Consider the following 26,255-nt stretch of genomic DNA (forward strand, 5'->3'; position numbering starts at 1 on the left):
CGGGCTCTCTCCTTGTCGTCATCCTGGTGAGTTGCCATGAAAATCGTCGCTGTCATTGAGCGCCAGACCCGCTGGGCCGGGTATCTGGGGGCAGTCTTGATACTGCCGCTGGTGCTTGCGTTGGTCTATGAAGTCTTCAGTCGTTATGTGCTGGGAAAGCCCACCTTATGGGCGTTTGAAGTCAGCTACATGGTGATGGGCGCCATCTTCATGCTTGGCATGGCAAATGCCCTGCGTGTCGGCCAGCACGTTAGTGTGGATGTGTTGAGCCAGAATTTTGCACCGCGTCTCAGGGCTGGAGTTCATCTGGCCTGTTATGCGGTGTTGCTGCCGGTACTGATGTGGCTTGTCTGGGAGCTGTCGCTCTATGCGCTCGAGGCGTTCTCCAGCAATGAGCGCTCCGGACGTTCTGCCTGGAATCCGGTGATCTGGCCGGTCTTCGGCGTGTGGTGGCTGGGCTTCGTCTATCTGACGCTGCAGGTGATCGCGGAGATGTTGAAGCTCTGGAGCACACTGCTGGGCCATGATCATGGCGCGGAGGTGTCCTCATGAGCGACTTCATTGCCCTCATCATGTTCCCTGCGCTCATCGCTCTGATCGTGCTCGGTTTCCCGATCGCGTTCTCGATGATCGTTGTCGCTACCGTCTTTGGTGTTGCCCAGTTCGGGGATGCCGCGGCCTATCAACTGCTGACCAAGATCGAGGACACGGCGTCCAATTCCATTCTGGCTGCCGTGCCCTTGTTCATCTTCATGGGCGCGATGCTCGAGAATTCCGGCATTGCCGAGCGACTGTTCGGGGCCATCCATCTGTGGACACGTCGGATGCCCGGCGGGCTGGGCGTCGGTGCGGTCATCATGGGCACCATCTTCGCCGCCGCCAGTGGTGTCGTCGGGGCCACCGAGGCGGTGATCGGCATGCTGGCCGTGCCGGTCATGCTCAAGCATCACTACGACAAGTCGCTGATCTCCGGCACCATCTGTGCCAGTGGCTCATTGGGCACGGCGATTCCGCCTTCCATTACCGTGGTCATTCTCGGGCCTGTAGCCGGGGTCTCTGTCGGATCACTGTTCAGTGGTCTGCTGATCCCGGGGCTGTTGATGGCGCTGCTGTTCCTCCTCTATATCGTCGTGGTCTGTGCGCTGAAGCCAGCACTTGCGCCGCGACTCAAGGAAGATGAGCAGCATCCGGGGTGGGGCAAGCTGCTCACCATTACCCTGAGTGCGCTGCTGCCGACCATGAGTCTGATCCTGGTGGTGCTGGGCACGATTCTGATGGGCATCGCCACGCCGACGGAAGCGGCGGCCTGTGGGGCGCTCGGCTCCGTATTGCTGGCACTGGGGTATCGCAATCTCACGCTGTCCATCCTGTGGAACGCGGCGGTACGCACACTCAACATCACCGCGATGATTCTGCTGATCGTGCTGGGCGGCAACATGTTCGCGGGCGTCTTCTTCGCCTCCGGCGGGATGGCCACCGTACAGTCGTTGCTGCTGGATACCGGCTTGAGCCCGTGGCTGATTCTTGGCGCCATCCTCCTGATCGCCTTCCTGGCCGGTTTCGTGCTCGACATGATCTCGGTGGTCCTGATCGTCATCCCCGTGGCGATGCCGGTCATCGGCCTGCTCGGGTTCGATGAGATCTGGTTCTGCGTGGCCTTCCTGATCGTGATGCAGACGAGTTATCTGACACCGCCGTTGGCGCCCTCCATCTTCTATCTGCGTGCCATCACGCCTCCTGAAGTGACGCTGAAGCACATGTACAAGGGAGTGATGCCCTTCATCTTCCTGCAGCTGGTGGTGTTGGCGCTGATCCTGGCCTTCCCGGGACTGGCGCTGTGGTTGCCTGATGCCATCAGCGGACCGTCATGGAAATGATGGACACCTTATTGGAAAGGAATGAGTTCGTATGAGTGATGCAACACAGGAAGAGACAGGAATGGACGTCAATCTCGATCGGGCAGCGCTCAAGACGCTATGTCACGAGGTGCTGAGCCACCATGGGTTCAGTGAGCCACATGTCGATGCCATGAGTGACGCGTTGGTAGCGGCGGAAATGGACGGTTGTCGCTCCCATGGGCTCTATCGCCTGATGGGGTTCGTCGCGACACTGAACAATGGCGGTGTGGTGCCGGACGCCGTGCCGATCGTCGAGGATACGGCGCCCTCCATCGTCAAGGTGGATGCCAGGGGGGGCTTCTCGTCGCTGGCCTTCCAGCAGGGCGTGCCTGAGCTGCTCGACAAGGCGCGAGCCAATGGCATTGCCATTCTGGCCATCAATCATTGCGTGCATGGCACGGCATTGTGGGTAGAGATCGAGCGGCTGACGCGTGAAGGGCTGGTCGCTATCGCCTGCAATCCGACCCAGTCGTACATGGCCCCGTATGGTGGCAGTCAGCCTCTGCTGGGGACCAATCCCCTCGCCTTTGGCTGGCCGCGCGAGGACGGTAACCCGTACGTATTCGACTTCGCCACCAGTGCCATCGCGCGTGGCGATATCGAGCTGCATCGTCGCCAAGGGGACAAGATTCCGCTCGGCTGGGGTGTCGATCGAGCGGGCGAGCCGTCACAGGACCCGACAGAAGTGCTGGACCATGGCGCGATGCTGCCCTTCGGTGATCACAAGGGCTCTGCGCTGGCGATCATGATCGAGTTGATTGCAGGGCCGCTGATCGGCGACATGCTGAGTATCGAGTCCAGCGAACACGATCAGGGCAAGGGGAGCCTGCCATATCATGGGGAGTTGATCATCGCGATAGATCCCGTGCGCCTCACTGGCGGTAGCACCCAGCAGCACATGCTGCGCTCTGAAAGGCTGTTCGAGCTCGTGAAGCAGCAGGGCGCAAGGCTATCCTCCGAGCGTCGCTTCAAAGCTCGCCAGAAGCATCAAGAAGAGGGCGTCACGCTTTCGAGAGCCTTGTATGACGATATCCTCAAGCTGGCCTCCTGAACCTCCGTGTAGACCGAGCAGTAGAGTGATCGCTGAGAGCACACCGCGGGAAGTCACAACTGCTTGAAGAAGAACGGTCGCCTCCTGGGCGGCCGTTCTTGTATGAGGGTCTCTATCGTCGGCCTTGTCATCGGCGTTGTCATCGGTGCGGCCAACCTCACGCCTGCCGATACTGAGCGCCCATCCAGTTCTGCCTGATTATGCGCACCATAGGTTGAGCCTGCTTTTCAGCAAATGCGCAGATGCTGATAGCGTAAGGCGTATTGAGGGTGGCTGACGCCACCTGAAGGTCACGCAGGGGAGAGGCGCATGATGCTTGAGATGACATCGCGGTTTCGTGGTTGCCTGTTGGGTGGTGCGGTGGGCGACGCCCTGGGGGCGGCGGTGGAATTCCTGTCGCACGAGGAGATCCAGGCGCGCTTCGGCAGTGATGGAATAGCCGACTATGCGCCGGCCTATGGTGGGCTGGGGCGGATTACCGATGATACGCAGATGACGCTGTTTACTGCCGAGGGCCTGCTGCGCAGCCATGTGCGTGGCTGCTTGAGAGGCATCACGACGCAAAGTGGTCTGGTCAGCAGCGCCTACGAGCGCTGGCTTTACACCCAGGGCGAACGCTCGCGGCAGGAGACCGAGCAGGAATGGTTGGACAGTGGTTGGCTGATCAAGCAACGCGAGCTCCATTCGCGGCGCGCCCCGGGCATGACATGCTTGTCAGCGCTCAAGCAGATGCGTGCCTACGGTGACAGGGCGCAGAACGACAGCAAGGGCTGTGGTGGGGTGATGCGTGTGGCACCTGTCGGCTTGTTCGCGCATGCGATGGGAGCCTCCCATGAGATGTGCTTCGAACTCGGAGAAGAGGTCTGTGCGCTGACCCATGGGCACGTCACCGGCCAGCTGACCGGCGGCGTGCTGGCAGTGATGATCCAGTGTCTGGTGGCGGGGGATGCGATGGCACAGGCACTCGCGCATGCCCTGTGTATTCTCGAGCGCAAGCCGGGCTGTGATGACACTCTGCAGGCCCTGGAGCAAGCCCGCGCGCTGGCCGAGTCCGAAACGTCGGCGCCGGCCGCAGTGGTATTGCTGGGGCTGGGGTGGATCGCGGAAGAAGCCTTGGCAATCGCTGTCTACTGCGCGCTCACTGCCCGGGATTACCGCTCTGCGATTCAGCTCGCGGTCAATCACGATGGGGATTCGGATTCCACCGGGGCCATCACGGGCAATCTGCTCGGGGCGCAATGGGGCGAGGAGGCGATACCGAGTGACTGGCTGGCGCCCCTTGAACTGCGTGATGTGATCGGCGAGATCGCCAAAGACCTGCACGACTGCCCCCGCTGGGAGCTCTACACCGATGGTGGGGGCAAGGATGAAAAGTGGGCCTGGGAGAAATACCCGGGCTATTGAGGCGCGGTGCAGCAGCATGAAAAAACGCGGAGCCATCTTCCAATGGCTCCGCGTTTTCGTGTCTGGACATCAATTTTCATCGCCCGTCGCGATGCAAGGGGAGCGCAGAGGCGCAGGGAGTGCTTGAAACAGGTGACTTGAGAGGGCGTCCACGGGCTTCGTAAGCGGTTGATAATACTATGCTTATTACCAAAGTCGTAGATGAGCGTCTGTCCAGCTGGTCAGGTGAGTGACGCATTGGTTCGTGATTGGAATCAATGCTGTTCCAGTGGAGGGATATCTCGCGTGGCGGGTTTCGTCCACAATGCGCTCATTCCACATTGCACGAAACGGCAGTCTGGATTCGGTCGATGGCTGGCGCCTGTCAAGACGTCTTCCACTTTTTTGAAGATGGCATGCATCCAACCCGTTGGCGCAAGCGTAAGACTCTACAAGCACAACGGTGAGGGTTTCAGCAGGGTAGAAAGACATACTGCTGACGAATGCCTTCCTCACGATCGCGACCAAAGTTGAAGTGTCAGGCAGCGGTACCGGAGCAGACCTGAGTGACTGATCGACATTCGATCACTGGCGACATGCACCTTCATGGTTGTACAGAAGTGATGCAAAAAGCTTTCAAGGGTTTTGCGTGGTGAGGGGCTTCACCACTTACGGGTACCGAGGCAATGACAAGGCATCGCGATCTGGTTCTTTGATGGAAACAGTGAGCTGCCAGCGACACGGCTAGTGTGATAGCGAAATAATCATTAGTCTGTTAACAAGTTAGACGGGTGCAGCCGAGACTGCACACGACATCACAAGGGCAACATCGCCCAGGACAAGCAAAGGAAAATCATCATGAAAACTCTGAACCTCAAGACTCTGATCGCCGCCGCCGCTCTCGCTACCGTGAGCACTGCCTCCTTCGCAGCGGATGACAGCCCGGCCGCACAGCGTGTTCAGCAGTCCGTCAGCCAGGACGTCGTCGTCGGCACTGCCCAGCAGGCACCGACTGCCCAGGCCACCTTCGCCGATACCGGCATGAGCGTTGCCGCAGGTCGTGTCGAGACTGCCCTCAATCAGTCCGCCATCGAAGGCAAGGGTGTTGCCACCGTCAGCCGCGAGCAGGCCTTCGACAATGACGCCGGCAAGAGTGTCGCTGCTACCCGCGTTCAGCACGCTCTGAGCGACAGCAACGTCTGAGCCATTCAGTCGTCTTGCCCGGGCACTCACGCCCACTGACCACTTTGTTCATCGAGGAGAATCATCATGAAAACCATCAAGACTCTGATCGCCGCCGCCGCTCTCGCTACCGTCAGCACCGCCACCTTCGCCGCGGATGACAGCCCGGCCGCCCAGCGTGTCCAGCAGTCCATCAGCCAGGATGTCGTCGTCGGCACCGCTCAGTCAGCCGCTACCCAGCAAGCCAGCTTCGCGGAAACCGGCATGAGCGTCGCGGCAGGTCGCATTCAGCAGTCCATCAGTGCCGATCGCATCCATGGTCAGTCGCACACCGTGGCCACTGCCAGCCAGGCATTCGATAACGATGCCGGCAAGAGTGTCGCAGCGACTCGCGTCCAGCATGCCCTGAACGACAGCAACGTCTGAACCATCGTCAAGCCTGACCTGGGTTGCCGGGTCTGATCATCGCTTTGCTTTTTATCGAGGAGATACACCATGAACACTCTCAAGACTCTGATCGCCGCTGCCGCACTCGCCACCGTCAGCACTGCGTCCTTCGCCGCCGACGATAGCCCGGCTGCCAAGCGCGTCCAGCACAACGTCAGTGACAGCGTCATCCATGGCTCTGCCCAGCAAGCTCCGACCGCCCAGGCGACCTTCGCGGAAACCGGCATGAGCACCGCTGCTGGCCGTTTCCAGGTGGCATCCGGTGATGACGAGATCCGTGGCCATGATCGCTCCATCCATCTGCAGGAATTCGATGTCGCCAATGATTCCGGCGATAGCGTTGCCGGCACCCGTGTTCGTCACGCCGTGAGCGACGTCAACGTCTGAGACGCCCGACGTCTGCGTCAGGCGCTTGCAGGCCAGGTGTCTGCACTGACATGACCTTTTTCGACAGGAGAACCCCCATGCAATCCCTCAAGTCTCTATTTGCCATTGCCGCACTGTCCGTTGCCGCCACTGGCGTGGCTTCTGCCAATGACAGCGAAGCCGATGCCCGCGTCCGTGCCACCCTCAGTGATCGCGTGATCATGGGCCAGGCACAGCCGGTGACTCAGCAAGCCGCACTGCATCACGATGACGCCGTGGAAACCGGCATGAGTGTCGCTGCCAGCCGCGTCCAGAAGTCCATCAGCAACGCCGGCATCCAGGGCACCACCCGTGCACTGGCGAGCGATTCGGCTGATTACGTCAACGATGCCGGCAAGAGTGTCTCTGCTACACGCGTCGAGCATGCCTTGAACGAAAGCGCATGATCTCTCGTCGGCGGATGAACATCCTCCGACTCTGCAAGACAGCCAAGGATGCCGATATGCCATCGACTTGCCCCTGTCAGTTGCTGAATGGACCCACTGACCATCGTGTCGCGTCATGATGGTCAGTGTCCCAGAGAAGAATACGTGAGAGAGAAGAACGCTTGAGCAAGTGTTTTGGCTGAGTGGAAGCCAGTGTGGAAATGCGCACTCGTCGTCAACTGCAGAGCCCTTGCTCAAACGCTTTCCTGTCCTGAATGTCCTGTCCCGACATTCCCTGCCCGCCATTGGTGGGCTTTTTTCGTTGCATGAAGGTAATCAGCAGCGATGATCCGCAGCTGGGAGAGGCAGCCGGGACAGGCGGGACAGGCGGGCGGGACAGAATGGTGGGACAGAAAGCCGGGTCATGCCGCGACCAGCTTGGCCTCCATCAGGGTTTGCACATAGGGCGGCAGGTCCCCTGTGGCGAGGCTTGCGACATCTCCCAGGTGCTCGGTGCGGCCATTGCGCAGCACCAGTACGCGGTCCGCGAAATGACTGACCAGCCCCAGGTCATGGGTGACGAAGACCAGGCTCAGGCCGCGCTCACGCTTGAGGCGTTGCAGCAGGCGGATGATGGCGGCCTGAACCGAGACATCCAGCGCCGAGGTGATCTCGTCACACAGCAGGATGTCGGGCTCGGCGGCCAGCGCGCGGGCAATGGCGACGCGCTGCTGCTCGCCCCCCGACAGCTGGCTGGGCAGACGGTCGAGATAGAGCGCGGGCAGGCGCACCTCTTCCAACAGCGACTGGGCACGCTGGCGGGCGCCATCGCCCTTGAGATCGAACCAGCGAGACAGCACCGGCGCGAGGGATTCGAACACGGTCAGACGAGGATTCAGCGCCGTGCTGGCATGCTGGAAGATGTACTGGATCTTCTGACGCTGCACCGGACGCCGCTCGGCGACCAATCCCGCCAAGGACTCCTGACGCAGACTGAGTTGTCCGGAGACGGGGGAGAGCAGGCCGGCCAGCGCCTTGAGGATCGAGGTCTTGCCGCTGCCGGATTCGCCGATCAAGGCCAGCAGCGCGTGACCATAGGGGTGGCGCGGGCCGTTGAGGAAGTCGCGAGTCGCGGCGACCTCCACCAGCTGACCGGCGTACATCACCGCGACGCGGTCACACAGGTGAGATACCGCGCCCAGATCATGACTGACGAAGACGATGCTCATGCCCAGCTCAGCGCGCAGCGAGGCCAACAGCGCCAGAATCTCATTCTGGGTGCTGGCATCCAGGCCGGTGGCCGGCTCATCCATCACCAGCACTCGTGGGCGTTGCGCCAGGGCCAGCGCCAGACTGGCGCGTTGCTGCTGTCCGCCGGAGAGCTGGTGCGGATAGCGCTGCATCAGTACTTCGGGGTGAGGGAGGTGGACGCGTCGCAGCCATGCCACGGCCTGCTGTTCGCGTGCCGCCTTGCCTTTCACGCCCTGTGACAGCAGCGTCTCGCACAGCAGGCTGCCGAGCGTGAGGTGAGGCGTCATGGCCTTTTCGGCATGCTGGGACACCAGCCCGAGCCTGAGTTCGCCCAGCCAACGCCCCGGTTGATGATGAAAGCTCAGCTGGCGGTGCTCGTCGTGAAGAGGGCCATGACTGGTCGAGGTAGAGGCGATGGCAGAGGTGGAGGCAGTGGCAGAAGTGGAGCCAGAGGCGGGCGCAGGTGTGGCGACACTCACCTCGCCGGTGCGCACCAGGCTGCCCCGACGCAACAGGCCCAGCATGGCCGTGGCCAAGGTGCTCTTGCCGCTGCCGGACTCGCCCACCAGACCCAGAATCTCGCCCTGGCCCAGGCTGAGGTCGATACCGCGCAGCACGGGCCGCCAGGTCTGCTGGCGATCATGAAAGCCGATGTTGAGATCGCGAACGCGGATCACGGCGTTGTCCGTCATGGCGTCACCTTTGGAGTTCGGAATCATTCGGGGCGCCCCGCACGGTCGATGCCCAGTGTCTTGGCCAGGGTGTCGGCGACCAGATTGATGGCGATGATCAGGCTGGACAGCGCCACGATGGGCGGCAGTACGGCCCAGGGCGCAAACGACATGAAGCCGCGGCCATCGGCGACCATCAGTCCCCAGTCCGGGGTCGGCGGGGAGACGCCGAAGCCGAGAAACGACAGCGAGCTGAAGGCCAGCAATGCCCAGGACCAGCGCATCGCCAGCTCGACGAGGATGGTGTCGAGCACGTTGGGTTTGATCTCGCGCCACAGCAGGCGCATCAGGCTGTCGCCGCGCAGTCGTGCGGCCTGTATATAGTCAAGGCACAGCACTTCGCGGCACGCCGTGACCATCACGCGCACCACCGCCACGCCATAGAAGATGCCCAGAGTCAGGATGAAGACCAGCGGGCCGGGGCCCATCACGCCGATGACCAGCAACAGGAACAGTAGCCAGGGAATCGACAGCAGGGCGTCCACCAGGCGCATGGCGATGTTCTCGACCCGCCCGCCGATGATGGCCAACAGCATGCCGCAGGCGCTGCCCCATACCACGGCCAGCACGGCGGCCGGCAGCGAGGTGTAGATGGCCTCGCGGCCCCCGGCCAGGGTACGACTGAGGACATCGCGGCCGAGCTGGTCGGTGCCCAGCCAATGTTCGGCACTGGGGGGTAGCAGTGAAGCGAGACTGTCACCCGCGGAGATGTCATGGGGCGCCAGCCAGCGGCCAGCGACGGCCAGCAGAAGATGCAGGCCGATCAGCACCAGGCCCAGGCGGCCCTGGCGATTGGCCCACAGCAGCGCCAGGGTGTGTTGACCCGGCAGGCTGGCCAGGGCCAGCCGCGGGCCGCGTGCGGTCGTCGAGGAAGAAGCGTTCATGAGTGACTCAGGCTGTCTTGAGTTTGGGATTGAGCACGATGACCAGCATGTCGGCGACCAGATTGCACAGCACATAGGTGACGGAGAGCACCAGTGCGCAGGCCTGCACCACCGGCATGTCGCGGTCATTGATGGCCGAGATCATCAGGCGCCCCAGCCCCGGATAGTTGAAGACCTGTTCGACGATCACCACGCCGCCCAGCAGCCAGGCGATGGTCATGGCGGCCAGACTGATGGTCGGCAGCAGGGCGGCCGGCGCCAGATGACGGATCACCAGACGCCAGCGCGGCAGCTGGCGGATACGCGCCATGTTCATGAAGTCGCTGTCCATCACGCTGATGGTGTTGGAGCGGGTCATGCGCATCATGTGTGCCATGGCCACCAGCGCCAGCGTGATGGCGGGCAGCCAGACACCGGGCAGCAGGTTCCACAGGCTCTCATTGGCACCGGCCACGGTGATGGCAGGGAACCACGGCAGCCAGATGGCGAAGGCCAGGGTCAGCAGGGTGGCGCTGATGAATTCCGGCACCGTCATGGCGACCAGCACCAGGCTGGAGAGGCTGGAATCGATCCAGCTATCGCGCTTGAGCGCCGCGATCAGCCCCAGCAGGATGGCCAGCGGAATGGCCATCACGGTCGCGATGCCGCCCAGCAGCAAGGTGTTGGCCAGACGCGGCATCAAGGTATCGCTGACCGGTGCGCGACTGGTCAGCGAGGTGCCGAAATCACCACTCAGCAACTGCCCCCACCAGCTGACGAAGCGCGTCGTCACCGGCGTGTCCAAGCCAAGCTCGGCGCGACATTGGGCGAGATTGGTCGGTGTCATGCTGCGTCCCAGATAGTTGGCGCAGAAGTCGCCGGGCAGCATCTCGATCACCCAGAACACCACGCAGGCCACGAAGACCAGCGTGAAGCCGCCATACAGGCAGCGCTGCAACAGCATTGCCCACATCTCAGTTCACCTCTTGAAGATCAGGTGCCCGCTGTGGCGTCGAAGCCTCACCGAGGGGCGGCAGGCCCAGCACCTGACGCAGGCGCGGGTGGAGGGCCAGTGACTCGAGTTCAAGGCGCTCGCCCGCAGTGATTGACGGGCCGTGCAGAATGGCGAAGCGCTGATCCGACATGGCGCCGGGGCCGAAACCGTGCGTGGAGACATAGCCGGGCGCCGCCACCAGCTCCGCGTGATGGGCATGCTTGCAGGCGGGTTCGAAGCTCATGCCCGGCGGCGCCTGATAGAGCTGGATATGCTTCACATCCGGGGGCAGGAAGTCGGATGCCGCGAGCGGCGTGACGCCGAACTCGGCCAGGCGCGCGGCCTGCTCGCGTTGGCGTTCGTCATCATCACAGGCCACCAGCAACAGGCCACCATCACATTGCAGCGCGACATCCGGTAGAAGGCGGTCTGCCACCAGCGCCCGCTGGACCGGGGCATGACCATGATCACTGAAGACACACAGGTGATAGGCCTCGCGCTTGCCGATGGCTTCAAGGCCGGCCAGCAGGCTGCCGAGCTGGGCATCGACCATCATCAGGGCCCCATCGACCAGGGCGTCATCATTGCCATGCACATGCAGGCAGTAATCGGGGGTGTTGAGTTCGAGCAGCACCAGCTCTGACGTTTCGCGCTCGATCAGCGACAGTGCCTCGTTGAGCAGTTGCTGGTCATTGCTCATCGCGCGCATCAGGGCGTCATTGCGGGCGTCCCAGTGATTCAGGCGCGGCGCGGTCATGCCCTTGGCGCGCAGGTCGCCTTCCTCCCACCAGGGCGACAGATACCAGTCACAGCTCTCGGGACGGGCCAGCCCGAAGCCGAGGCTGGCCACCCGCAGTCCTGCCGCGCGCGCGGCCTCGAGCAGGGTCTCGCCACGCAGGTCCTCGACCGCTGCTGGTCGAAAATGCCCTGCAGCGGCGTTGGCGTCTGAGGCGTGACTGTGGCGATCTGTCTCTGTCCCTGTAACAGACGCAAACTCCGTCTCCGTCTCAGCATCGGGGCAATGGATGCCGTTGGAATAGATACCGTTGGAATAGATGCCGTGCACCTGAGCCGGTTGCCCGGTCAGGACGCCCGCTCGCGCGGGCATCGAATTGGCATTGGTATCGGCACCCAGGCGCTCGATCAGCAGGCCGTCTCTGGCAAGGGCATCGAGATGCGGCAGGCGCGCCCGCGTCTCGGCGAAGCGCTGACTGCTGATGCCGTCCATCAGAATCAGGATCAGGCCGGGGCGGGACATCAGCTCTCTCCCTGCTTGTCGACCTGGTGCCAGCGAATCGCGAAGTGTTCGACTGCCGGGATATGCACCTCACGCTTCATGACGCGGTTGTTGTTGAGGTGGAAGGGAATCAGCGTCGCGCCGGTCTCGGTCAGCAGCGCCTGGGCCTGGTGATAGAGCTCGGTGCGAGCTTCGTCATCCAGGGTGGCGCGCGCCTTGGCGAGCAGGGCATCGAATTCGGGGTTCTTGTAGGCCGACTCGTTCCAGTTGGCCTCGCTCTGGAAGATCTCGTTGAGCACCTGATCGGTCGGGCGCTGGCCCCAGGCCGTGGTGAAGGCCGGCTTCTTCATCCAGGCGGTGTTCCAGTAATCCGCCGCGGGCACGTTGTGCACGTTGACGGTGATGCCGGCCTCGGCTGCCTGACGCTGGTAGAGCTCCGTCATCGGGCGGAAGTAGTTGTCGACGCCGCTGGTGTAGACGTCGATCTCCAGCCCATCGGCATACCCCGCGTCGCTCAGCAGGCTGCGAGCGGTGTCGAGGTCCTGCGGGCATTGCTGCGCCAGCTTGTATTGATCGCCATTCCAGACCGGATTGTCACAGGTAATGGTGGCGCCGCCCTTGCCGAACAGCAGGTTGACCATCTCTTCACGGTCGGCCACCAGACGCAGCGCATGGCGCACGCGCACATCCTGGAAGACCTCGTCGTCGGCGCGGAACACCATGCCACGCCAGTCGCCGGTGGCGATGGAGTCGTAGTGGTAGGCCGGATTGCTGGAGAACAGGCGCAGCTGCTGGGCGTTGACGCCATTCCAGCCCGACCAGTCAATCTGGCCGGCCAGCAATGCCTGGGTGCGGGCGTTGTCATCGGGAATGCCGATCAGGTCCATGCCATCCAGCTTCGGTGCGCCTTCCCAGTAGTCAGCGAAGGCTTCGAAGGTGGTGGTACCCTGCGGATCGAATTCGACCAGCTTGAAGGGGCCGGTGCCGATGCCCTGCAGTGAAGTGTCGTCATCAAAGCCGACCGGCACGATCTTGGCGCGGTAATCCATCAGCAGAATCGGCAGGTCAGCATGGGACTGGCTGAGGCGGAACACGATCTGGCCGGCCTCATTGACGCTGACGTCCTCGATGACTGACAGCGCGGCACGTGCCGGGGCATCGCGCTCGGGGTCGAGCAGACGCGTGAAGCTGTAGATGACGTCATCCGCGCTCAGCGCCTTGCCATTGTGAAAGCTGACTCCGTCACGCAGCGTGAAGGTCCACTCATCGGCAGCGGGGTTGGCCTGCCACTCGGAGGCCAGATCCGACACCGGCTCGCCCTTGCTGCCCTGACGGACCAGGCGGCTGTAGATCAGCTGGTTGGCCGAGTAGAAGCGCGTCGGGGAGATGGGGTCCAGCGACTCCTTGCCACTGAACTCGACCCAATGCGGGGTGCGCAGTGTCTCGGCATGGGCCAGCTGGGGGACGGCCAGTTGGGCGAAGGCGGCAAGGCCGATGGCGGCGATCAAGGGCTTCTTCATGTCAGGCTCCAGGCAAGGGCAACGGTCAGGGACGGTCGTCAGGGACAGTGGTCAGATACGGTCATCAGTGACAGCAAGCAGGTTCCGCAAAACCGGGTCAGGCCGACAGGCAGGCCGTTGGTTGGCTCGTGGCGCAGCCCGCCGGGACGGTCGAACTGCGGCAACGCTGTCGTCTTGAGGCGTCATCTTTGGCGCAGATGATGACGTTTCCGTGACAGATGCCTGCCGTTGGCCGCAACAAAAACTGCGACTGTGCCTTAGAAATTCTGAGGCTCGCGTCTTCCTGCCCGTGCTAGCGGGGCTGAGAGGGCATCTCGCTGGTGACAGGATTGGCCTGAGAGGTGTGCATGGTGCTGCGCAACCAGGCACAGAAATCGTTGACCGCCGGGGCATGGCGGCGTTCTGGAGACACCAGCAGGTACTGGCTGCTGGTGCTGGGCATGCGCAAGGGGTGGGCCAGTTGCAGGCGTCCGTTCTTGATCAGGTCCATCACGAAGGACTGGCGGACGAGCAGGAAGCCATGCCCCTCGAGTGCCGCGGCAATCGCCAGACTGGCATTGCCGAACTTGAGACCGGCCGGCGGGATGTGGCCACGAAACTTCTGCAGTCGGAACCAGTCCAGCCAGCTTTCGCGGTAGCCGATGCACTCGATTCGGGGCGCGCGGGCCAGCTCGTCGAGTGGGCTCGCGGGCGAGGCATTGGGAGCGAGGGAGTGGTGCAGGAAGGTGGGGCTGGCCACGACGACCCACTGCTCATCGGCCAGTTTCTCGTACTCGCGCCCGCACCAGCCGCCGTAGCCATTGATGATCTCGATATCGACGTCGGGCTGCTCTTCCGGGAGTACCTGGTTGTGCGGCAGCACCGTGACCTGGATGTTCGGATGCAGGCGCTGGAAGTCCTTGAGCCTGGGGATCAGCCAGTATTCGACGAAGCTGTGATTGGAGCGCAGCGTCAGGCTCTGTTGCTCATCGTGCTGGAAGAGGGTGGCGGTACCGCGCTTGAGGGTCTCGAACACGCCACTGACCAGCGGCAGATAGGCATGCGCCTCATCGGTCAGCTCGATGCGATTGCCGCGGCGTACGAACAGGCTGACCGCGAGGAAGTCTTCCAGCTGCTTGACGCGCTGACTGACGGCGCCCTGGGTAATGCACAGTTCGGCGGCGGCGCGGGTCAGGCTGCCGAGGCGTGCGGTGGCCTCGAAGGCGGTCAGGGCATTGAAGGGGGGCAGGCGCTGAGCGAGGCGCTGGGAAGGGTGATAGGCAGGACGCGACATGCAGAACTCCAGCTTGACTGAGCCAGTCGCCGCATCGGCGGCTGGTGCTGAAGCCATGACTGCAGATCCTGCCGCGGCACGCGGCCGGGCGCTCATTCTTGCAGCCGTGCATGACGATGATATGACAGTCTGCGCGCATAAAAACTAAGGCTCGCCGCCAGAAAGTCTCGCTATGGCCGCGGGTCTGCGTTCACTAGCATGGCGGGCATCCACTGGCGGATCGCTCGTTTGACATGAGCGTTTGCCACACCCGTTCGTCATGCCGTGCCTTGCGGCTTGTGATCGCACTCGACAGACAGGAAGACTCTGCATGCCTCGCCTCGCGTTTGACGCCGAACAGCTTCACCTGACTCTGGATGATGGCCAGACCCTTGCCCAGCATGTGCTGTGGCTGCAAGACCATGACCCCGCCCGTCGCCATGCCAATGGCCAGCGTCTGGACAGTGTGCTCGACCTCGACTGGGACGCCGCCATCAGCGAGGCGGCGCTTGAACAGGGCGACGTCCTGCGAGTGACACTGAGCAATGCGCGCGAGATTCGCTACGGCGTCGATGAGCTGGCCGCCTTGAGCACCGGCTTCCCCGATGAGCGCAGCAGCGCGCACAAGACGCTCTGGCAGGGCAGCGAGTTCTCGGTCGCCCGGGTCGAGTGGGCTGATGTCATCGCCGGGGGAGAGGCACGTCGCAAGGCACTGGCCTGGGTCCGTGACACCGGGGTGGTGTGCCTGCGTGGCGTGCCTGTCGAGCCGGGCAAGGTGCTCGAGGTGATCGAGCAGTTCGGGTATGTGCGCGAAACCAATTACGGCAAGCTGTTCGATGTCCGCACCGAGGTCTCGCCGAGCAATCTCGCCTTCAGCAATCTCGGACTCGGGGCGCATACCGACAATCCCTATCGTGATCCGGCGCCGAGCATCCAGCTGCTGCATTGCCTGAGCAACGAGGTGGAAGGCGGCCAGACCCTGCTGGTGGATGGCTTCGCCGCCGCCGAGCGCCTGCGCGAACTGGCGCCCGAGAGTTTCACGCTGCTGACGCGCACGCGCGTGCCGTTCCGCTTCCATGACGCGGACCATGCCGATCTCAGAAGCTGGGTGCCGTTCATCGAGACCGACCACAAGGGCAACATCCGCCAGGTGCGTTACAACAACCGCTCCATCGCCTCGCTGCCGCTGCCGCTTGAGGCGCAACGCGCCTTCTATCGTGCCTATCACGACTGGGCGCGCGTGATCGGTCAGCCGGAGCAGGCCACGCGCCTGCGCCTTGCCCCGGGGGACTGCCTGCTGTTTGACAACAGTCGCGTGATGCATGCCCGCACCGCCTTCGTGGCCGGTGGCAATCGTCATCTGCAGGGCGCCTACGCCGATCTCGACAGCCTGTATTCCACTCTCAACCTGCTGGAGAACGCCCGATGATCACTCAGCCTGCCAACGCCGAGGGGATCGTCGGCCTGATCGAGGACATCTTCGCCCTGCACGGTGCGGACTCCTATCTGGGCGAGGAGGTGACCATGGCCGAACACATGCTGCAGGCGGCGCATCTGGCCGAGCAGCAGGGAGAATCCGAGTCGGTGATTCTGGCCGCCTTGCTGCATGACGTGGGGCATTACGCCAATGCGCTGCCGCCGGAGGTCTTGATGAACGGCCAGGACAATCGTCATCAGGTCAGCGGTGCCGACTGGCTGGCGCGCTTCTTCCCGGCCGAGATCGTCGAGCCGGTACGCCAGCACGTGGCGGCCAAGCGCTATCTGGTCGCGGTGGAGCCGAGCTATCGCGCCTGTCTGTCACAGGCCTCGCTGGATAGCCTGGCGCTGCAGGGCGGGGCGATGACGGAAGAGGAAGCGCAGGCTTTTGCTCAATTGCCGCAGCTCGAGGCCGTCATCAAGGTGCGGCGCCTGGATGATGCCGCCAAGGTGGCCGGCATGCAGACGCCGGACTTCGCTTACTACAAGCCGATGCTTCAGCGCTGGGTGCTGGCGGTGGGATGACAGGCTTTCCGGCATCTCAGTCCTGTTGGACATCCCAATAGGGCGGGCTGCCGAAGTATTCCGAGAAGTAGTCCAGGAAGGCGCGCACCTTGGGGGCCAGCTGGCGGTTGCTGGGATAGACCGCCCAGATGCCCGTCTCGCTGATCAAGGGCGTCTCGGGTAGCACCTCTACCAGGCTGCCTTCGGCCAGGTGGCGGTAAATGCTCCATGTCGAGGACAGGGTGATGCCCAGACCTGCGGCGCAGGCGTCACGCACGGCTTCGCCATTGTCGGTGCGGATACGCCCCTTGACGCGAATCGGCTCGACGCCGTTCTCGCACTGAAAGCACCACTGGTCCATGCCGATCAGGGTCAGGCATTCGTGTTCGTGCAGCATCGAGGGATGCGTCGGTGTGCCATGGTGCGCGAGATAGTCCGGCGAGGCGCACAGAATGCGCTTGTCCGGTGCCAGGCGCCGCGCGATCAGACTGGAATCCTTGAGGGCGGAGTTGCGGATGGCGATGTCAAAGCCGCCCTCGACCAGATCGACGATGGTGTCGGTCAGGCGCAGGTCCAGCTCCAAATCAGGGTAGCGTTCGAGAAAACCGACCAGACCCGGCACCAGGTGCATGCGCCCGAAGGAGGCGGAAGCGGTGATGCGCAAGGTGCCGCTGGGGGAGGTCGTGCCGACGCCCACGGCAGCCCGCGCGGCCTCGGCGCTGATCAGCACCTCCTCTGCGTGGGGGAGAAAGGCGCGACCTTCTTCGCTCAGTGCCACATGACGCGTGGTGCGATGCAATAGGCGCACTCCCAGACTGTCCTCGAGCTTGCGCAGGTGAGAGCTGGCGACGGCGGGCGACAGTCCCAGGTCCTCGCCGGCCTGGCTGATGTTGTTCACGGCGGCGAGACGGACGAACAGCTTCAGGTGCTCAAGATTCATGCGAGTGTCCTCATTTGCGTCGACGTGCGTGGCTCCCGGTGGGAGGCATGCCAGCAACGGCTTGGCGCAACGTTCGTGACGTCCACTACGCCCAATACTTTCAATAAAACCAATAAACTGATTGTAGTTTATCGCCGTTTATCATTCAGGCTTATGACAATTATTCTGGCTCCACATCCACGCAGGAGACAGACTCATGAAAGCGATGCTCGTCAAATCATTCGGTGGTCCCGAGGTGTTCGAGGCGGCGGAAATCGCCAAGCCCCAAGCGGCGGCAGGTCAGGTACTGGTGCGCATCGCCGCCACCAGCATCAACACCGTCGACACCATGATTCGCCAGATGGGCCCTGAGCTGCCGCTGTCTCCGGTGCTGCCGGCGCTGCTGGGCATGGACTTCGCCGGTACTGTCGAAGCCCTGGGCGAGGGCGTCGAAGGCTACGCCATCGGGGATGAAGTCTATGGCTGTGCTGGTGGCCTTGCGGACCTGTCGGGCACCTGGCCGAGTATATCGCCGCCGATGTCCGCCTGATCGCCCACAAGCCGAAGTCCCTGAGCATGGTGGAAGCCGCGGCGCTGCCGCTGGTCGGCATCACGGCCTATGAAGGTCTCAAGCGCGCCAACATCGAGGCCGGTCAGAAGGTGCTGGTTCACGGTGGTGCGGGTGGCGTGGGTCACATCGCCATCCAGCTGGCTCGTCACTTCGGTGCCGAAGTGGCCTCTACCGTCGGTCGTGATGAGCATGAGGCGCTGGGCGAAGGGCTGGGTGCCAGTGCCATCAATTACCGCAATGAGCAGGTCGCCGACTATGTGGCCAAGCACACCGACGGCAAGGGCTTCGACATCGTGTTCGACTCCGTCGGTGGCGCCAACCTGCCGACCTCCTTCGAGGCTGCGGCACTCAACGGCCATGTCTCGACGACCGTGTCCTTCATGGAAATCGACCTGACCATCGCGCACTTCAAGAGCCTGTCACTGCATGTCGTCTTCATGCTGATCCTGATGCTGCATGACTTCCGTCGTCAGCAGCACCACGAGATTCTGGCCGACATGGCGCGTATCGCCGATGCCGGCGCGCTCAAGCCGATCATCGACGACAAGGTCTTCCCGCTTGCGGAAGTGGGCCAGGCGCATGCCCGTATGGGGAGCGGCCAGGCCACCGGCAAGGTCATCGTCGGGGTCTGATTCCGTGACCGAAAGCCACATTGGCAGGACGGAATCTGTCAACATAGTTGGCACATGAAGTGGTTCTGGCTTTTTAAAACCCTACTGGCGACTCTGACCTCAGAGCAGGAAGAGATAGTCATCGCCGCTCGTGAGTTACTACGGCTGGGACTCGATGATCTACTTGTCGTTGCTCGTGAATTCCTGAATCCCAAACTGTCACGTTCCGCGCTTCAGCGCATGCTCAAACGGCGTGAAGTGCCAACTCTCGCCAAGCTGGCACGTCGAGACGCGGAAGGCGACGAGAAGCCTAAGCATCGGCCTTTCAAGGATTATGAGCCCGGGTATGTGCACATAGATATCAAGCATCTGCCCCAAAAGCCTGACGAAGATCACAAGCGTTATCTCTACGTCGCGATTGATCGTGCCACTCGGTGGGTGTATCTGGAGGTCAGATCAAGTCAATCTGCAAAGGATGCGCGGGCGTTCATGAAGCGTGTGGAAGAGGAGGCTCCCTTCACGATTCGAACCGTGCTCACGGACAATGGTAAATCCTTTACCGATCGTTTCACCGTGGGCGGCGAGCGTAAGCCCAGTAGGCATCATCTTTTCGATCAGGAATGTCAGAACCATGGCATTGAGCATCGACTGATCAAGCCAGGCAGACCCCAAACGAACGGAATGGTGGAGCGCTTCAATGGGCGTATCAGCGATGTTCTGGCGACTCGGCGTTATGACTCAAGTGAGGATTTAGAACAGACACTCGAGCGTTATTGCTGGCTCTATAACCACCACATTCCTCAGAAGGCACTACACCACAAAGCGCCTATAGCAGCAATGAAGGAGTGGCAGGTCGAACGACCTGAGCTGTTTACGCAAGCTATAGTCAATCAGACGGAACCCGACACCTAGAAAGAAATTGCCGTTGTCGTGGCTCTATTATCCCTAAGTTACAGATAAAATATTTTGTGTTTTTCAATTCTCGATGATAATGTCCCTATGTACGTCAAGATATAAGACAATAACTCAAAGGGAATTTGTCGTGAAGCTATTGAAGTCTATAAGTGTAGCTGTTTTTTTATCGGTAATAACAGGGTGTGCTTCTGTCAATATGACACCTATGGAGGACTCCACAGAAGCCAAGAAATTTGAGATGCCAAGCGAAGGTATGGCAGGCATCTATATTTATCGCCGAGATTCAATGTTTGGTGCTGCCATCAAGAAGGACATTTGGATCAACGGTGACTGTATTGGTGAAACAGCCCCTGGGATCTTCTTCTATGAGCAAGTAAAAGGTGGCGAAGACTACGAAATATCGACTGAGTCTGAGTTTTCCCCTAACGCTTTGAACTTGGCTGTTCAGCCTGGTGCAAACTACTACATAGAGCAGTACATGAAGATTGGCATGTTTGTCGGTGGCGCTAATTTACGCGTGGTGGATGCTGATGAAGGTATGACCGAAGTGAGTAATCTGGATATGGCTGCCAAGGGTAACTGTAGCTAGATCACCTTTATCATGCGAACAGTGCTATATTATTAGTTATAGTTGTAGAGTACTTGGATTATAGGTGTTGCACCTGTTAATGGCGTTAAATATGTAGGAGTGTTTAATCACATGGCCAGTCTTTAGATGATATAAGAATGGTTGCTGTAATGGCACTGTCGATGACAGTGCCTTTTTTGTACTCAATCGTTCTTGATACTGTTCCAGTACTAGAGCCTCGGATAGACAAGTCCAGGAAGCATCTCCTCTAGCAACATGGCAGCGTGCATCACTTTCATGTCCTGGAATTTTCCTCCTACCAGATGCAGTCCGACAGGCAGCCCATTGTCATCCAATCCGCAGGGGAGTGATGCCGCGGGTTGTTGGGTCAGGTTGAAGGGGTAGCTGAACGGCGTCCAGTCCATCCAGTCAGTGTATTTCTCGCAGGGTGGGACGTTGTGCCCGGCGGCAAAGGGTGAAATGGGCAGGGTGGGGGTAACAAGCAGATCCCATTGCTCGTGGAAGGACTGCATGTGTGCGCAAAGTGCAGTCCGCTCTCGTCTTGCCGCCAGATACTGCGACAAGGAAATGTTGCTCCCTCGCTCTGCAATGTCCAGCAAGCCCGGGTCCATTTGCTTTCGCTGGCTCTCGGTCATCTTTTCGACCACCTGGGTGGCTCCCGCGAACCACAAGGTGTTGAAGATATCGAGGGGGCAGGCAAACCCGGGGTCTATCTCGATGACGTCAGCGCCCAGTCTCGAGAATAGAGCGACCGCTTCGTCCACTCGCAGGCGTATGTCCTGCGCAACGTCGACATACCCAAGTGTCGGGCTGTAAGCGATTTTCCATCCCTCAAGAGATAGCGGGGGTGGCGCCTTCCAATCGATGCCATGCGGGTTGCCGAGCAACCCGTCTCGGGCATCCGGTCTTGCCATGCTGGCAAGCATCAGGGCGCTATCGGATGCTGCCCGCGTCATCGGCCCCAGGTGTGAGAGGGTCGACATGGCACTGGTCGGCCACTGGGGAATCCAGCCAAACGTGGGTTTCAGGCCGAAGGTGCCGGTAAAGCTGCAGGGAATGCGGATCGAGCCACCCGCATCACTTCCCTGATGGAGCATGCCAAGATTCAGTGCAGCGGCTGCTCCAGCTCCACCCGAGGATCCACCGGAGGTCAGGTCGGTATTCCAGGGATTGCGTGTCACGCCGTGCAGTGGGTTGTCCGTCACTCCCTTCCAGCCATATTCCGGCGAGGCTGTCTTGCCGAGAAAGACGGCGCCTGCCCTGCGAAGGCTCGCGGCGACGGGGGCATCGACGTCACTGCCTCCGTCTGGTGATGTGGTGGCGGAGCCGTATCGGGTCGGCATGCCCCGGGACAGCGTCAGGTCCTTGAGGGTTGTCGGTACACCGTCCAGCGGCCCGCAAGGTGTGCCCTTCATCCAGCGGGCTTCGGCGTCTTTCGCCGCCTTCATTGCCCCATCATGGGCAATGTGCACGAAGGCATTGACCTTGGGATTGAGCGTATCGATACGTTCCAGACAGTCCCGGGTAAGCTCGACAGGGGAGAGCTCGCCTTGGCGAAATAGCGTCAGGGCATCAGTGGCGGTCAATTCAGATAAATGCGTGGGAAAAGAAGCTGGGGTCATGTCAGATCCTGTCCATTGGCTATCAAGTGCTGGCTATCAGGTGTTGTGATCACGTGTTTGCACGTGGGACGTTCTTGGCAAGTGAGATGTGCTCGGCAATGAAAAGGGCCTGCGCAATGCAGGCCCTTGTCGCTGGTCAGCGGGCTTCGATCACCTGAGGTGAGGGAGCTACATCATCTTCCAGCTGCTCCGGGTGATATTCCGCGGTGTAATCCCGACGCGCCTTGGCGAAGCGTTCCACCACCTCGGCATCCTTGCGCTGCAAGGCGAGGCTGAGGATGACGAAGGCTGACGCATTGAGGATCAGGCCCCAGATACCGGCATGCAGGCCAAGCGGGTTGCTGACACTGGCACCGTAGGATAGCCAGAGGACGGTCACGATGCCCAGAATCAGGCCCCAGAAGGCCGCTTGCGGGTGGGCCTTGCGCCAGGTGATGGCGCCCAGTGTCGGCACGATCAGCTGAGCGGTGCCCGCCAGTGCCGCGATCCCGATGGTGACAAGCAGTCCCGGTACGGTCAGTGCCAGGATGTAGGCCGCCAGAGAGAAGCCGACCAGGGACAGGCGACCGATATGGACGATGCGTTCCTGATTCGCCTGCGGGTTCACGTAGCGCTTGTAGATATCCATGGTGACGACGGTCGATACCGCATGAATCTGGGAGTTGGCCGTGGACATCGCCGCTGCCGCGCCAGCCGCCATGATCAGCGATGCCAGCAGGTAGGGCGCATAGTTCATCAGCATGACGGGCAGGATCTGGTCAGCATTCTCCAGGCCAGGCTCCAGCAGTACGCCGGTATAGCCCGTCAGTACCGAGCCGAAGTAGGCGAAGGCGGCGAGCCCCAGCAGGAAGGGCATCAAGCCGAACAGCTTGCCGCTTTTCACCGAATACATGCGCAGCCAGATCTGGGGACCCATGAAGGCGCCGATCGCCACGATCACGAACAGCGAAAACCACATGGAGTAGCCCATGTTGCCATTCGGCCCCGGTAGCGTCAGATGCGCGGGCGAGTCGCTGGCAAGCTGAGCGAACATGCTGGCCGGGCCACCTGCCTGGCCGGCGATGTAGTAGCCCGCATACATCATGCCGAAGAACAGCAGCGCCCCGTAGATCACATCTGTCCAGGCGATGGCGCGAATTCCGCCGACCCACACATAGACGATGATGATGAAGTAGAACAGCAGTGCGGCCAGCCAGAAGGGCACGACGCCCCCGGAGGCGACTTCGATCAGGTAAGCGCCGCCTGTCAGCTGGATCTGCAGATACGGCACGGTAAAGATCAGCGTGATGACGGCGACGAGGATTCTGAGGGCTTCACTGTTGTAGAAGTCGCCCATCAGGTCTGACGGCGTCAGGTAGTCGAAGCGCTTGCCGAGATACCAGACGCGCTTACCTACCCAGTAGTACATGAAGCCGAAGAGCAGGTTCCACGCAAGTGCGGTGAGATAGATCGGGCCACTGGTGTAGAAGGTGGCATTCGATCCCAGGAAGGCAAAGGCGCTCCACCAGGTGGCCGCCACCGTGAAGAATACGGCAATGCTGCCCATGGCCCGCCCCTGAACGAAGAAGTCTTCGCTGGTCGTCTGGGACTTGCGGGCCGAGACGAGCCCGACGATCAAGGGAATGATCATGAAGGCCGCGATGATCAAGATGCTTCCAGTCATGGTGAGCTCCTCAGCGCTTGCCGCCGGTGGAAGGGGCTCTGGCGCTACCCCAGTTGGTCAGGTAGGCATACAGGAACACGGCGGTGAGGAAGCCCCACCACACCAGGTTCCAGACGAGGAAGAACGGAACTCCCATCACCATGGGCTCGATCTTGTTGGCCATCAGCATCAATGGACTCTCGAGCATCAAGAATCCCAGCAGCATGCTGCCGTAGATGGCGACCTTGCGGGTCGTGAAGCGCTTTCTCATTGCATTCCCCTTTATTGTGGTTGGTGGGGCGTGTTGTGACCTGTCGTGGACAACGACAGGGGGCCAAGCATGGCAATGCATCAATTATTGTATTTATGCGTATAAATTAACCAATAGGTGACAATCCCCCTACCGTCAAGAAAGTCATGGCGTTTCGCTTTTCGCCTCACCCGCGACGCAGGCCCCCAAAATCTGGATAATGGCGGCCATCGCGTAGCCGTCTGACTGGCGTGCTGGCGCCCACACTCTTCACAGCGGTGTATCGTTCATGGAAATCAAGGTCAACTTTCTCGACAACCTGAGGCTCGAGGCGAAATTCGACGACTTCACGGTCATCACCGATCAGCCCATCCGTTACAAGGGTGATGGGTCGGCGCCGAGCCCGTTCGACTACTTCCTGGCCTCGTCGGCGCTGTGCGCGGCGTACTTCGTGAAGGTGTACTGCGTGGCGCGGGACATCCCGACCGAGAACATCCGCCTGTCGCAGAACAACATCGTCGACCCGGAGAATCGCTACAACCAGATCTTCAAGATCCAGGTGGAGCTGCCGGAAGACCTCTCCGACAAGGACCGTCAGGGCATCCTGCGCTCCATCGAGCGTTGTACGGTGAAGAAGGTCGTCCAGACCGGCCCGGGCTTCGAGATCGAGACGGTCGATAACCTCGACGAGGACGCCCAAGCATTGCTGATGGCGGAGCCGCCGGAAGGGCAGAGCACCTGGATCGAAGGCAAGGACCTGCCGCTGGAGCAGACCATCGCCAACATGACGGGCCTGCTGAATGATCTCGGCATGAAGATCGAGATCGCCTCCTGGCGCAACATCGTGCCGCACGTCTGGTCGCTGCACATTCGTGATGCCGCCTCGCCGATGTGCTTCACCAACGGCAAGGGCTCGACCAAGGAGAGCGCGCTGTGCTCGGCACTGGGCGAGTTCATCGAGCGCCTGAGCTGCAACTTCTTCTACAACGACCAGTTCTTCGGCGAAGCCATCGCTGACAGCGAGTTCGTGCACTACCCGAACGAGAAATGGTTCCAGCCGGGCCCGAACGACGAGATCCCGGAAGGCGTGCTGGATGACTACTGCCTGGAGATCTTCAATCCGGACGGCGAGCTGGGTGGCTCCAATCTGATCGACACCAATTCCGGGCGTGCGGATCGTGGCATCGTTTCCCTGCCGTTCACTCGCCGTTCGGACGGTGAGACGATCTACTTCCCGTCCAACCTGATCGAGAATCTGTATCTCAGCAACGGCATGAGCGCCGGCAATACTCTGCCGGAAGCCCAGGTGCAGTGTCTGTCCGAGATCTTCGAGCGTGCCGTGAAGCGCGAGATTCTCGAGCAGGAACTGACCCTGCCGGACGTGCCGCAGGAGGTGCTGGCCAAGTATCCGGAAATCGTCGAAGGCATCGAGGCATTGGAAGCCCAGGGCTTCCCGATTCTGGTCAAGGACGCCTCGCTGGGCGGCCAGTTCCCGGTGGCCTGCGTCACGCTGATGAACCCGAAGACCGGCGGTGTCTTCGCCTCCTTCGGCGCGCACCCGAGCTTTGAAGTCGCCATCGAGCGCAGCCTGACCGAACTGATGCAGGGCCGCAGCTTCGAGGGGCTCAACGACTTCATGCCGCCGACCTTCAACTCGCTGGCCGTGTCCGAGCCGAACAACTTCGTCGAGCACTTCATCGACTCCTCGGGCCTGGTCTCCTGGCGTTTCTTCAGCTCCAAGACCGATATCGAGTTCGTCGAGTGGGACTTCTCCGGCAGCAATGAAGAAGAAGTCGCCAACCTGTTCGGCATCCTCGATGAGATCGGCAAGGAGGCTTACATGGCGGTGCACGAGGATCTCGGCGCGCCGGTGTGCCGTATCCTGGTGCCGGGCTATTCCGAGGTCTATCCGGTCGAGGACCTGGTGTGGGACAACACCAACATGGCGCTGGATTACCGCGAGGACATCCTCAATCTGCATCGTCTCGATGATGAGCAGCTGGCGGACCTGGGCGAGCGTCTCGAAGAGAGCCAGCTTGATGAGCACATGGACATCAAGACGCTGATCGGCATCGAGTTCGACGAGAACACCATCTGGGGCCAGCTGACGATTCTCGAGCTGAAACTGATGATCAACCTCGCGCTGGGTCAGCACGAGGACGCGCTGGATCGCGTCGAGATGTTCCTGCAGTACAACGACAACACCGTCGTGCGCGGCCTCTATTATCAGGCCATGAAGGCGGTGCTGGAGATCACGCTGGATGACGAGCTGGAACTCGAGGACTACCTCTACAACTTCCGCCGCATGTTCGGCGAAGACACCATGGCTGCCGTGGTGGGCTCCGTGCAGGGCGAGGTGCGCTTCCATGGTCTGGAGCCGACCAACATGCAGCTGGAAGGATTGGATCGCCACCTGCGTCTGATCGAAAGCTACCAGAAGCTGCACGCCCATCGTGCTGCCTTGGCGGCCGAGCAGGCCTGATGCTCGCCTGCTGAGTCCTGTGGCATGACCTGTGGCATGAAAAGAACGGCCCCTCACTGGATGGTGAGGGGCCG

25 protein-coding genes and 1 pseudogene are annotated in these 26,255 nt (G+C 61.3%); 16 read left to right on the forward strand and 10 right to left on the reverse strand.

Annotated features, from left to right (window positions below; genetic code table 11):
• Positions 1-36: 36 nt before the first annotated feature.
• The 8 genes from AC5WNI_RS06820 (at position 37) to AC5WNI_RS06855 (ending at position 6,773) form a co-directional block, all read left to right on the forward strand.
• Positions 37-552 (forward strand): TRAP transporter small permease subunit, encoded by a 516-nt coding sequence (locus AC5WNI_RS06820; protein ID WP_043334025.1) that lies wholly within the window; start codon positions 37-39, stop codon positions 550-552.
• On the forward strand, positions 549-1,877 hold the full coding sequence (locus AC5WNI_RS06825; protein WP_054555879.1) for a TRAP transporter large permease: 1,329 nt from the start codon (positions 549-551) through the stop codon (positions 1,875-1,877). The genes AC5WNI_RS06820 and AC5WNI_RS06825 overlap by 4 nt, the downstream gene beginning before the upstream one ends.
• Before the next feature lie 31 nt (positions 1,878-1,908).
• Complete coding sequence (locus tag AC5WNI_RS06830) at positions 1,909-2,949, forward strand: Ldh family oxidoreductase (protein WP_368448772.1); 1,041 nt, start codon at positions 1,909-1,911, stop codon at positions 2,947-2,949.
• Between the two features lie 309 nt (positions 2,950-3,258).
• Complete coding sequence (locus tag AC5WNI_RS06835; RefSeq protein WP_368448773.1) at positions 3,259-4,353, forward strand: ADP-ribosylglycohydrolase family protein; 1,095 nt, start codon at positions 3,259-3,261, stop codon at positions 4,351-4,353.
• An 837-nt stretch (positions 4,354-5,190) separates the two neighbouring features.
• A complete protein-coding gene (locus AC5WNI_RS06840) occupies positions 5,191-5,535 on the forward strand; it encodes a hypothetical protein (protein WP_043334022.1) in 345 nt (114 codons plus the stop codon).
• 66 nt (positions 5,536-5,601) lie between these two features.
• Positions 5,602-5,940 (forward strand): hypothetical protein, encoded by a 339-nt coding sequence (locus AC5WNI_RS06845; protein ID WP_054555881.1) that lies wholly within the window; start codon positions 5,602-5,604, stop codon positions 5,938-5,940.
• 69 nt (positions 5,941-6,009) lie between these two features.
• Positions 6,010-6,348, forward strand: coding sequence for a hypothetical protein (locus tag AC5WNI_RS06850; RefSeq protein ID WP_043332307.1), 339 nt, complete (start codon positions 6,010-6,012; stop codon positions 6,346-6,348).
• 77 nt (positions 6,349-6,425) lie between these two features.
• Complete coding sequence (locus AC5WNI_RS06855; RefSeq protein WP_043332305.1) at positions 6,426-6,773, forward strand: hypothetical protein; 348 nt, start codon at positions 6,426-6,428, stop codon at positions 6,771-6,773.
• 401 nt (positions 6,774-7,174) lie between these two features.
• Here the strand turns inward: AC5WNI_RS06855 and AC5WNI_RS06860 are convergent, their stop codons facing one another.
• The 6 genes from AC5WNI_RS06860 to AC5WNI_RS06885 all read right to left on the reverse strand — a co-directional run bounded on the left by AC5WNI_RS06860 (position 7,175) and on the right by AC5WNI_RS06885 (position 14,621).
• The gene (locus AC5WNI_RS06860) at positions 7,175-8,695 is read right to left on the reverse strand and encodes an ABC transporter ATP-binding protein (protein WP_368448776.1); all 1,521 of its coding nucleotides are present in this window, start codon (positions 8,693-8,695) and stop codon (positions 7,175-7,177) included.
• 23 nt (positions 8,696-8,718) lie between these two features.
• Positions 8,719-9,618 (reverse strand): ABC transporter permease, encoded by a 900-nt coding sequence (locus AC5WNI_RS06865; RefSeq protein WP_043332303.1) that lies wholly within the window; start codon positions 9,616-9,618, stop codon positions 8,719-8,721.
• A gap of 7 nt (positions 9,619-9,625) precedes the next feature.
• On the reverse strand, positions 9,626-10,570 hold the full coding sequence (locus tag AC5WNI_RS06870) for an ABC transporter permease (protein WP_368448778.1): 945 nt from the start codon (positions 10,568-10,570) through the stop codon (positions 9,626-9,628).
• A 1-nt stretch (position 10,571) separates the two neighbouring features.
• Positions 10,572-11,849 carry an alkaline phosphatase family protein gene (locus tag AC5WNI_RS06875; protein WP_368448780.1) on the reverse strand — a complete coding sequence of 426 codons (1,278 nt, stop codon included), beginning with the start codon at positions 11,847-11,849 and terminating at the stop codon, positions 10,572-10,574.
• Positions 11,849-13,348: an ABC transporter substrate-binding protein gene (locus AC5WNI_RS06880; RefSeq protein ID WP_368448782.1), complete on the reverse strand. Its 1,500-nt coding sequence runs from the start codon at positions 13,346-13,348 to the stop codon at positions 11,849-11,851. Before AC5WNI_RS06880 ends, AC5WNI_RS06875 begins: the two co-directional genes overlap by 1 nt.
• A gap of 292 nt (positions 13,349-13,640) precedes the next feature.
• Entirely contained in the window at positions 13,641-14,621 is a 981-nt protein-coding gene (locus AC5WNI_RS06885) for a LysR substrate-binding domain-containing protein (RefSeq protein ID WP_474374287.1), read from the reverse strand.
• On the opposite strand from AC5WNI_RS06885, the gene AC5WNI_RS06890 reads away from it, so the two are divergent.
• From AC5WNI_RS06890 to AC5WNI_RS06900, 3 genes are all read left to right on the forward strand, one after another.
• Positions 14,620-14,769 (forward strand): hypothetical protein, encoded by a 150-nt coding sequence (locus AC5WNI_RS06890; RefSeq protein ID WP_192838059.1) that lies wholly within the window; start codon positions 14,620-14,622, stop codon positions 14,767-14,769. The two genes, AC5WNI_RS06885 and AC5WNI_RS06890, sit on opposite strands and share 2 nt — an antisense overlap.
• A gap of 162 nt (positions 14,770-14,931) precedes the next feature.
• The gene (locus tag AC5WNI_RS06895) at positions 14,932-16,029 is read left to right on the forward strand and encodes a TauD/TfdA family dioxygenase (protein WP_368448785.1); all 1,098 of its coding nucleotides are present in this window, start codon (positions 14,932-14,934) and stop codon (positions 16,027-16,029) included.
• Positions 16,026-16,601, forward strand: coding sequence for an HD domain-containing protein (locus AC5WNI_RS06900; protein WP_368448787.1), 576 nt, complete (start codon positions 16,026-16,028; stop codon positions 16,599-16,601). The genes AC5WNI_RS06895 and AC5WNI_RS06900 overlap by 4 nt, the downstream gene beginning before the upstream one ends.
• A 16-nt stretch (positions 16,602-16,617) precedes the next feature.
• Here the strand turns inward: AC5WNI_RS06900 and AC5WNI_RS06905 are convergent, their stop codons facing one another.
• Complete coding sequence (locus AC5WNI_RS06905) at positions 16,618-17,520, reverse strand: LysR family transcriptional regulator (RefSeq protein WP_368448789.1); 903 nt, start codon at positions 17,518-17,520, stop codon at positions 16,618-16,620.
• Between the two features lie 196 nt (positions 17,521-17,716).
• Here AC5WNI_RS06905 and AC5WNI_RS06910 point away from each other — a divergent pair, with 196 nt between their 5' ends.
• The 4 genes and pseudogenes from AC5WNI_RS06910 (at position 17,717) to AC5WNI_RS06925 (ending at position 20,185) form a co-directional block, all read left to right on the forward strand.
• Complete coding sequence (locus tag AC5WNI_RS06910; protein ID WP_368448791.1) at positions 17,717-18,049, forward strand: alcohol dehydrogenase catalytic domain-containing protein; 333 nt, start codon at positions 17,717-17,719, stop codon at positions 18,047-18,049.
• Between the two features lie 26 nt (positions 18,050-18,075).
• Positions 18,076-18,702, forward strand: coding sequence for a zinc-binding dehydrogenase (locus tag AC5WNI_RS06915; RefSeq protein ID WP_368448793.1), 627 nt, complete (start codon positions 18,076-18,078; stop codon positions 18,700-18,702).
• A pseudogene (locus AC5WNI_RS06920) lies at positions 18,584-19,593 on the forward strand (DDE-type integrase/transposase/recombinase). Before AC5WNI_RS06915 ends, AC5WNI_RS06920 begins: the two are co-directional and overlap by 119 nt.
• Before the next feature lie 130 nt (positions 19,594-19,723).
• Positions 19,724-20,185: a DUF2846 domain-containing protein gene (locus AC5WNI_RS06925; RefSeq protein ID WP_487886389.1), complete on the forward strand. Its 462-nt coding sequence runs from the start codon at positions 19,724-19,726 to the stop codon at positions 20,183-20,185.
• A 209-nt stretch (positions 20,186-20,394) separates the two neighbouring features.
• Here the strand turns inward: AC5WNI_RS06925 and AC5WNI_RS06930 are convergent, their stop codons facing one another.
• From AC5WNI_RS06930 to AC5WNI_RS06940, 3 genes are all read right to left on the reverse strand, one after another.
• Entirely contained in the window at positions 20,395-21,807 is a 1,413-nt protein-coding gene (locus AC5WNI_RS06930) for an amidase (RefSeq protein ID WP_487886388.1), read from the reverse strand.
• A 136-nt stretch (positions 21,808-21,943) separates the two neighbouring features.
• Entirely contained in the window at positions 21,944-23,470 is a 1,527-nt protein-coding gene (locus AC5WNI_RS06935; protein WP_487886387.1) for a sodium:solute symporter family protein, read from the reverse strand.
• 10 nt (positions 23,471-23,480) lie between these two features.
• Positions 23,481-23,720, reverse strand: a complete 240-nt coding sequence (locus AC5WNI_RS06940; protein ID WP_107335026.1) for a hypothetical protein — start codon at positions 23,718-23,720, stop codon at positions 23,481-23,483.
• A gap of 268 nt (positions 23,721-23,988) precedes the next feature.
• Here AC5WNI_RS06940 and AC5WNI_RS06945 point away from each other — a divergent pair, with 268 nt between their 5' ends.
• The gene (locus tag AC5WNI_RS06945; RefSeq protein WP_487886386.1) at positions 23,989-26,181 is read left to right on the forward strand and encodes an OsmC domain/YcaO domain-containing protein; all 2,193 of its coding nucleotides are present in this window, start codon (positions 23,989-23,991) and stop codon (positions 26,179-26,181) included.
• Positions 26,182-26,255: the final 74 nt, after the last annotated feature.

The sequence above is a fragment of the Cobetia sp. PDI-12MA genome, assembly GCF_059507695.1.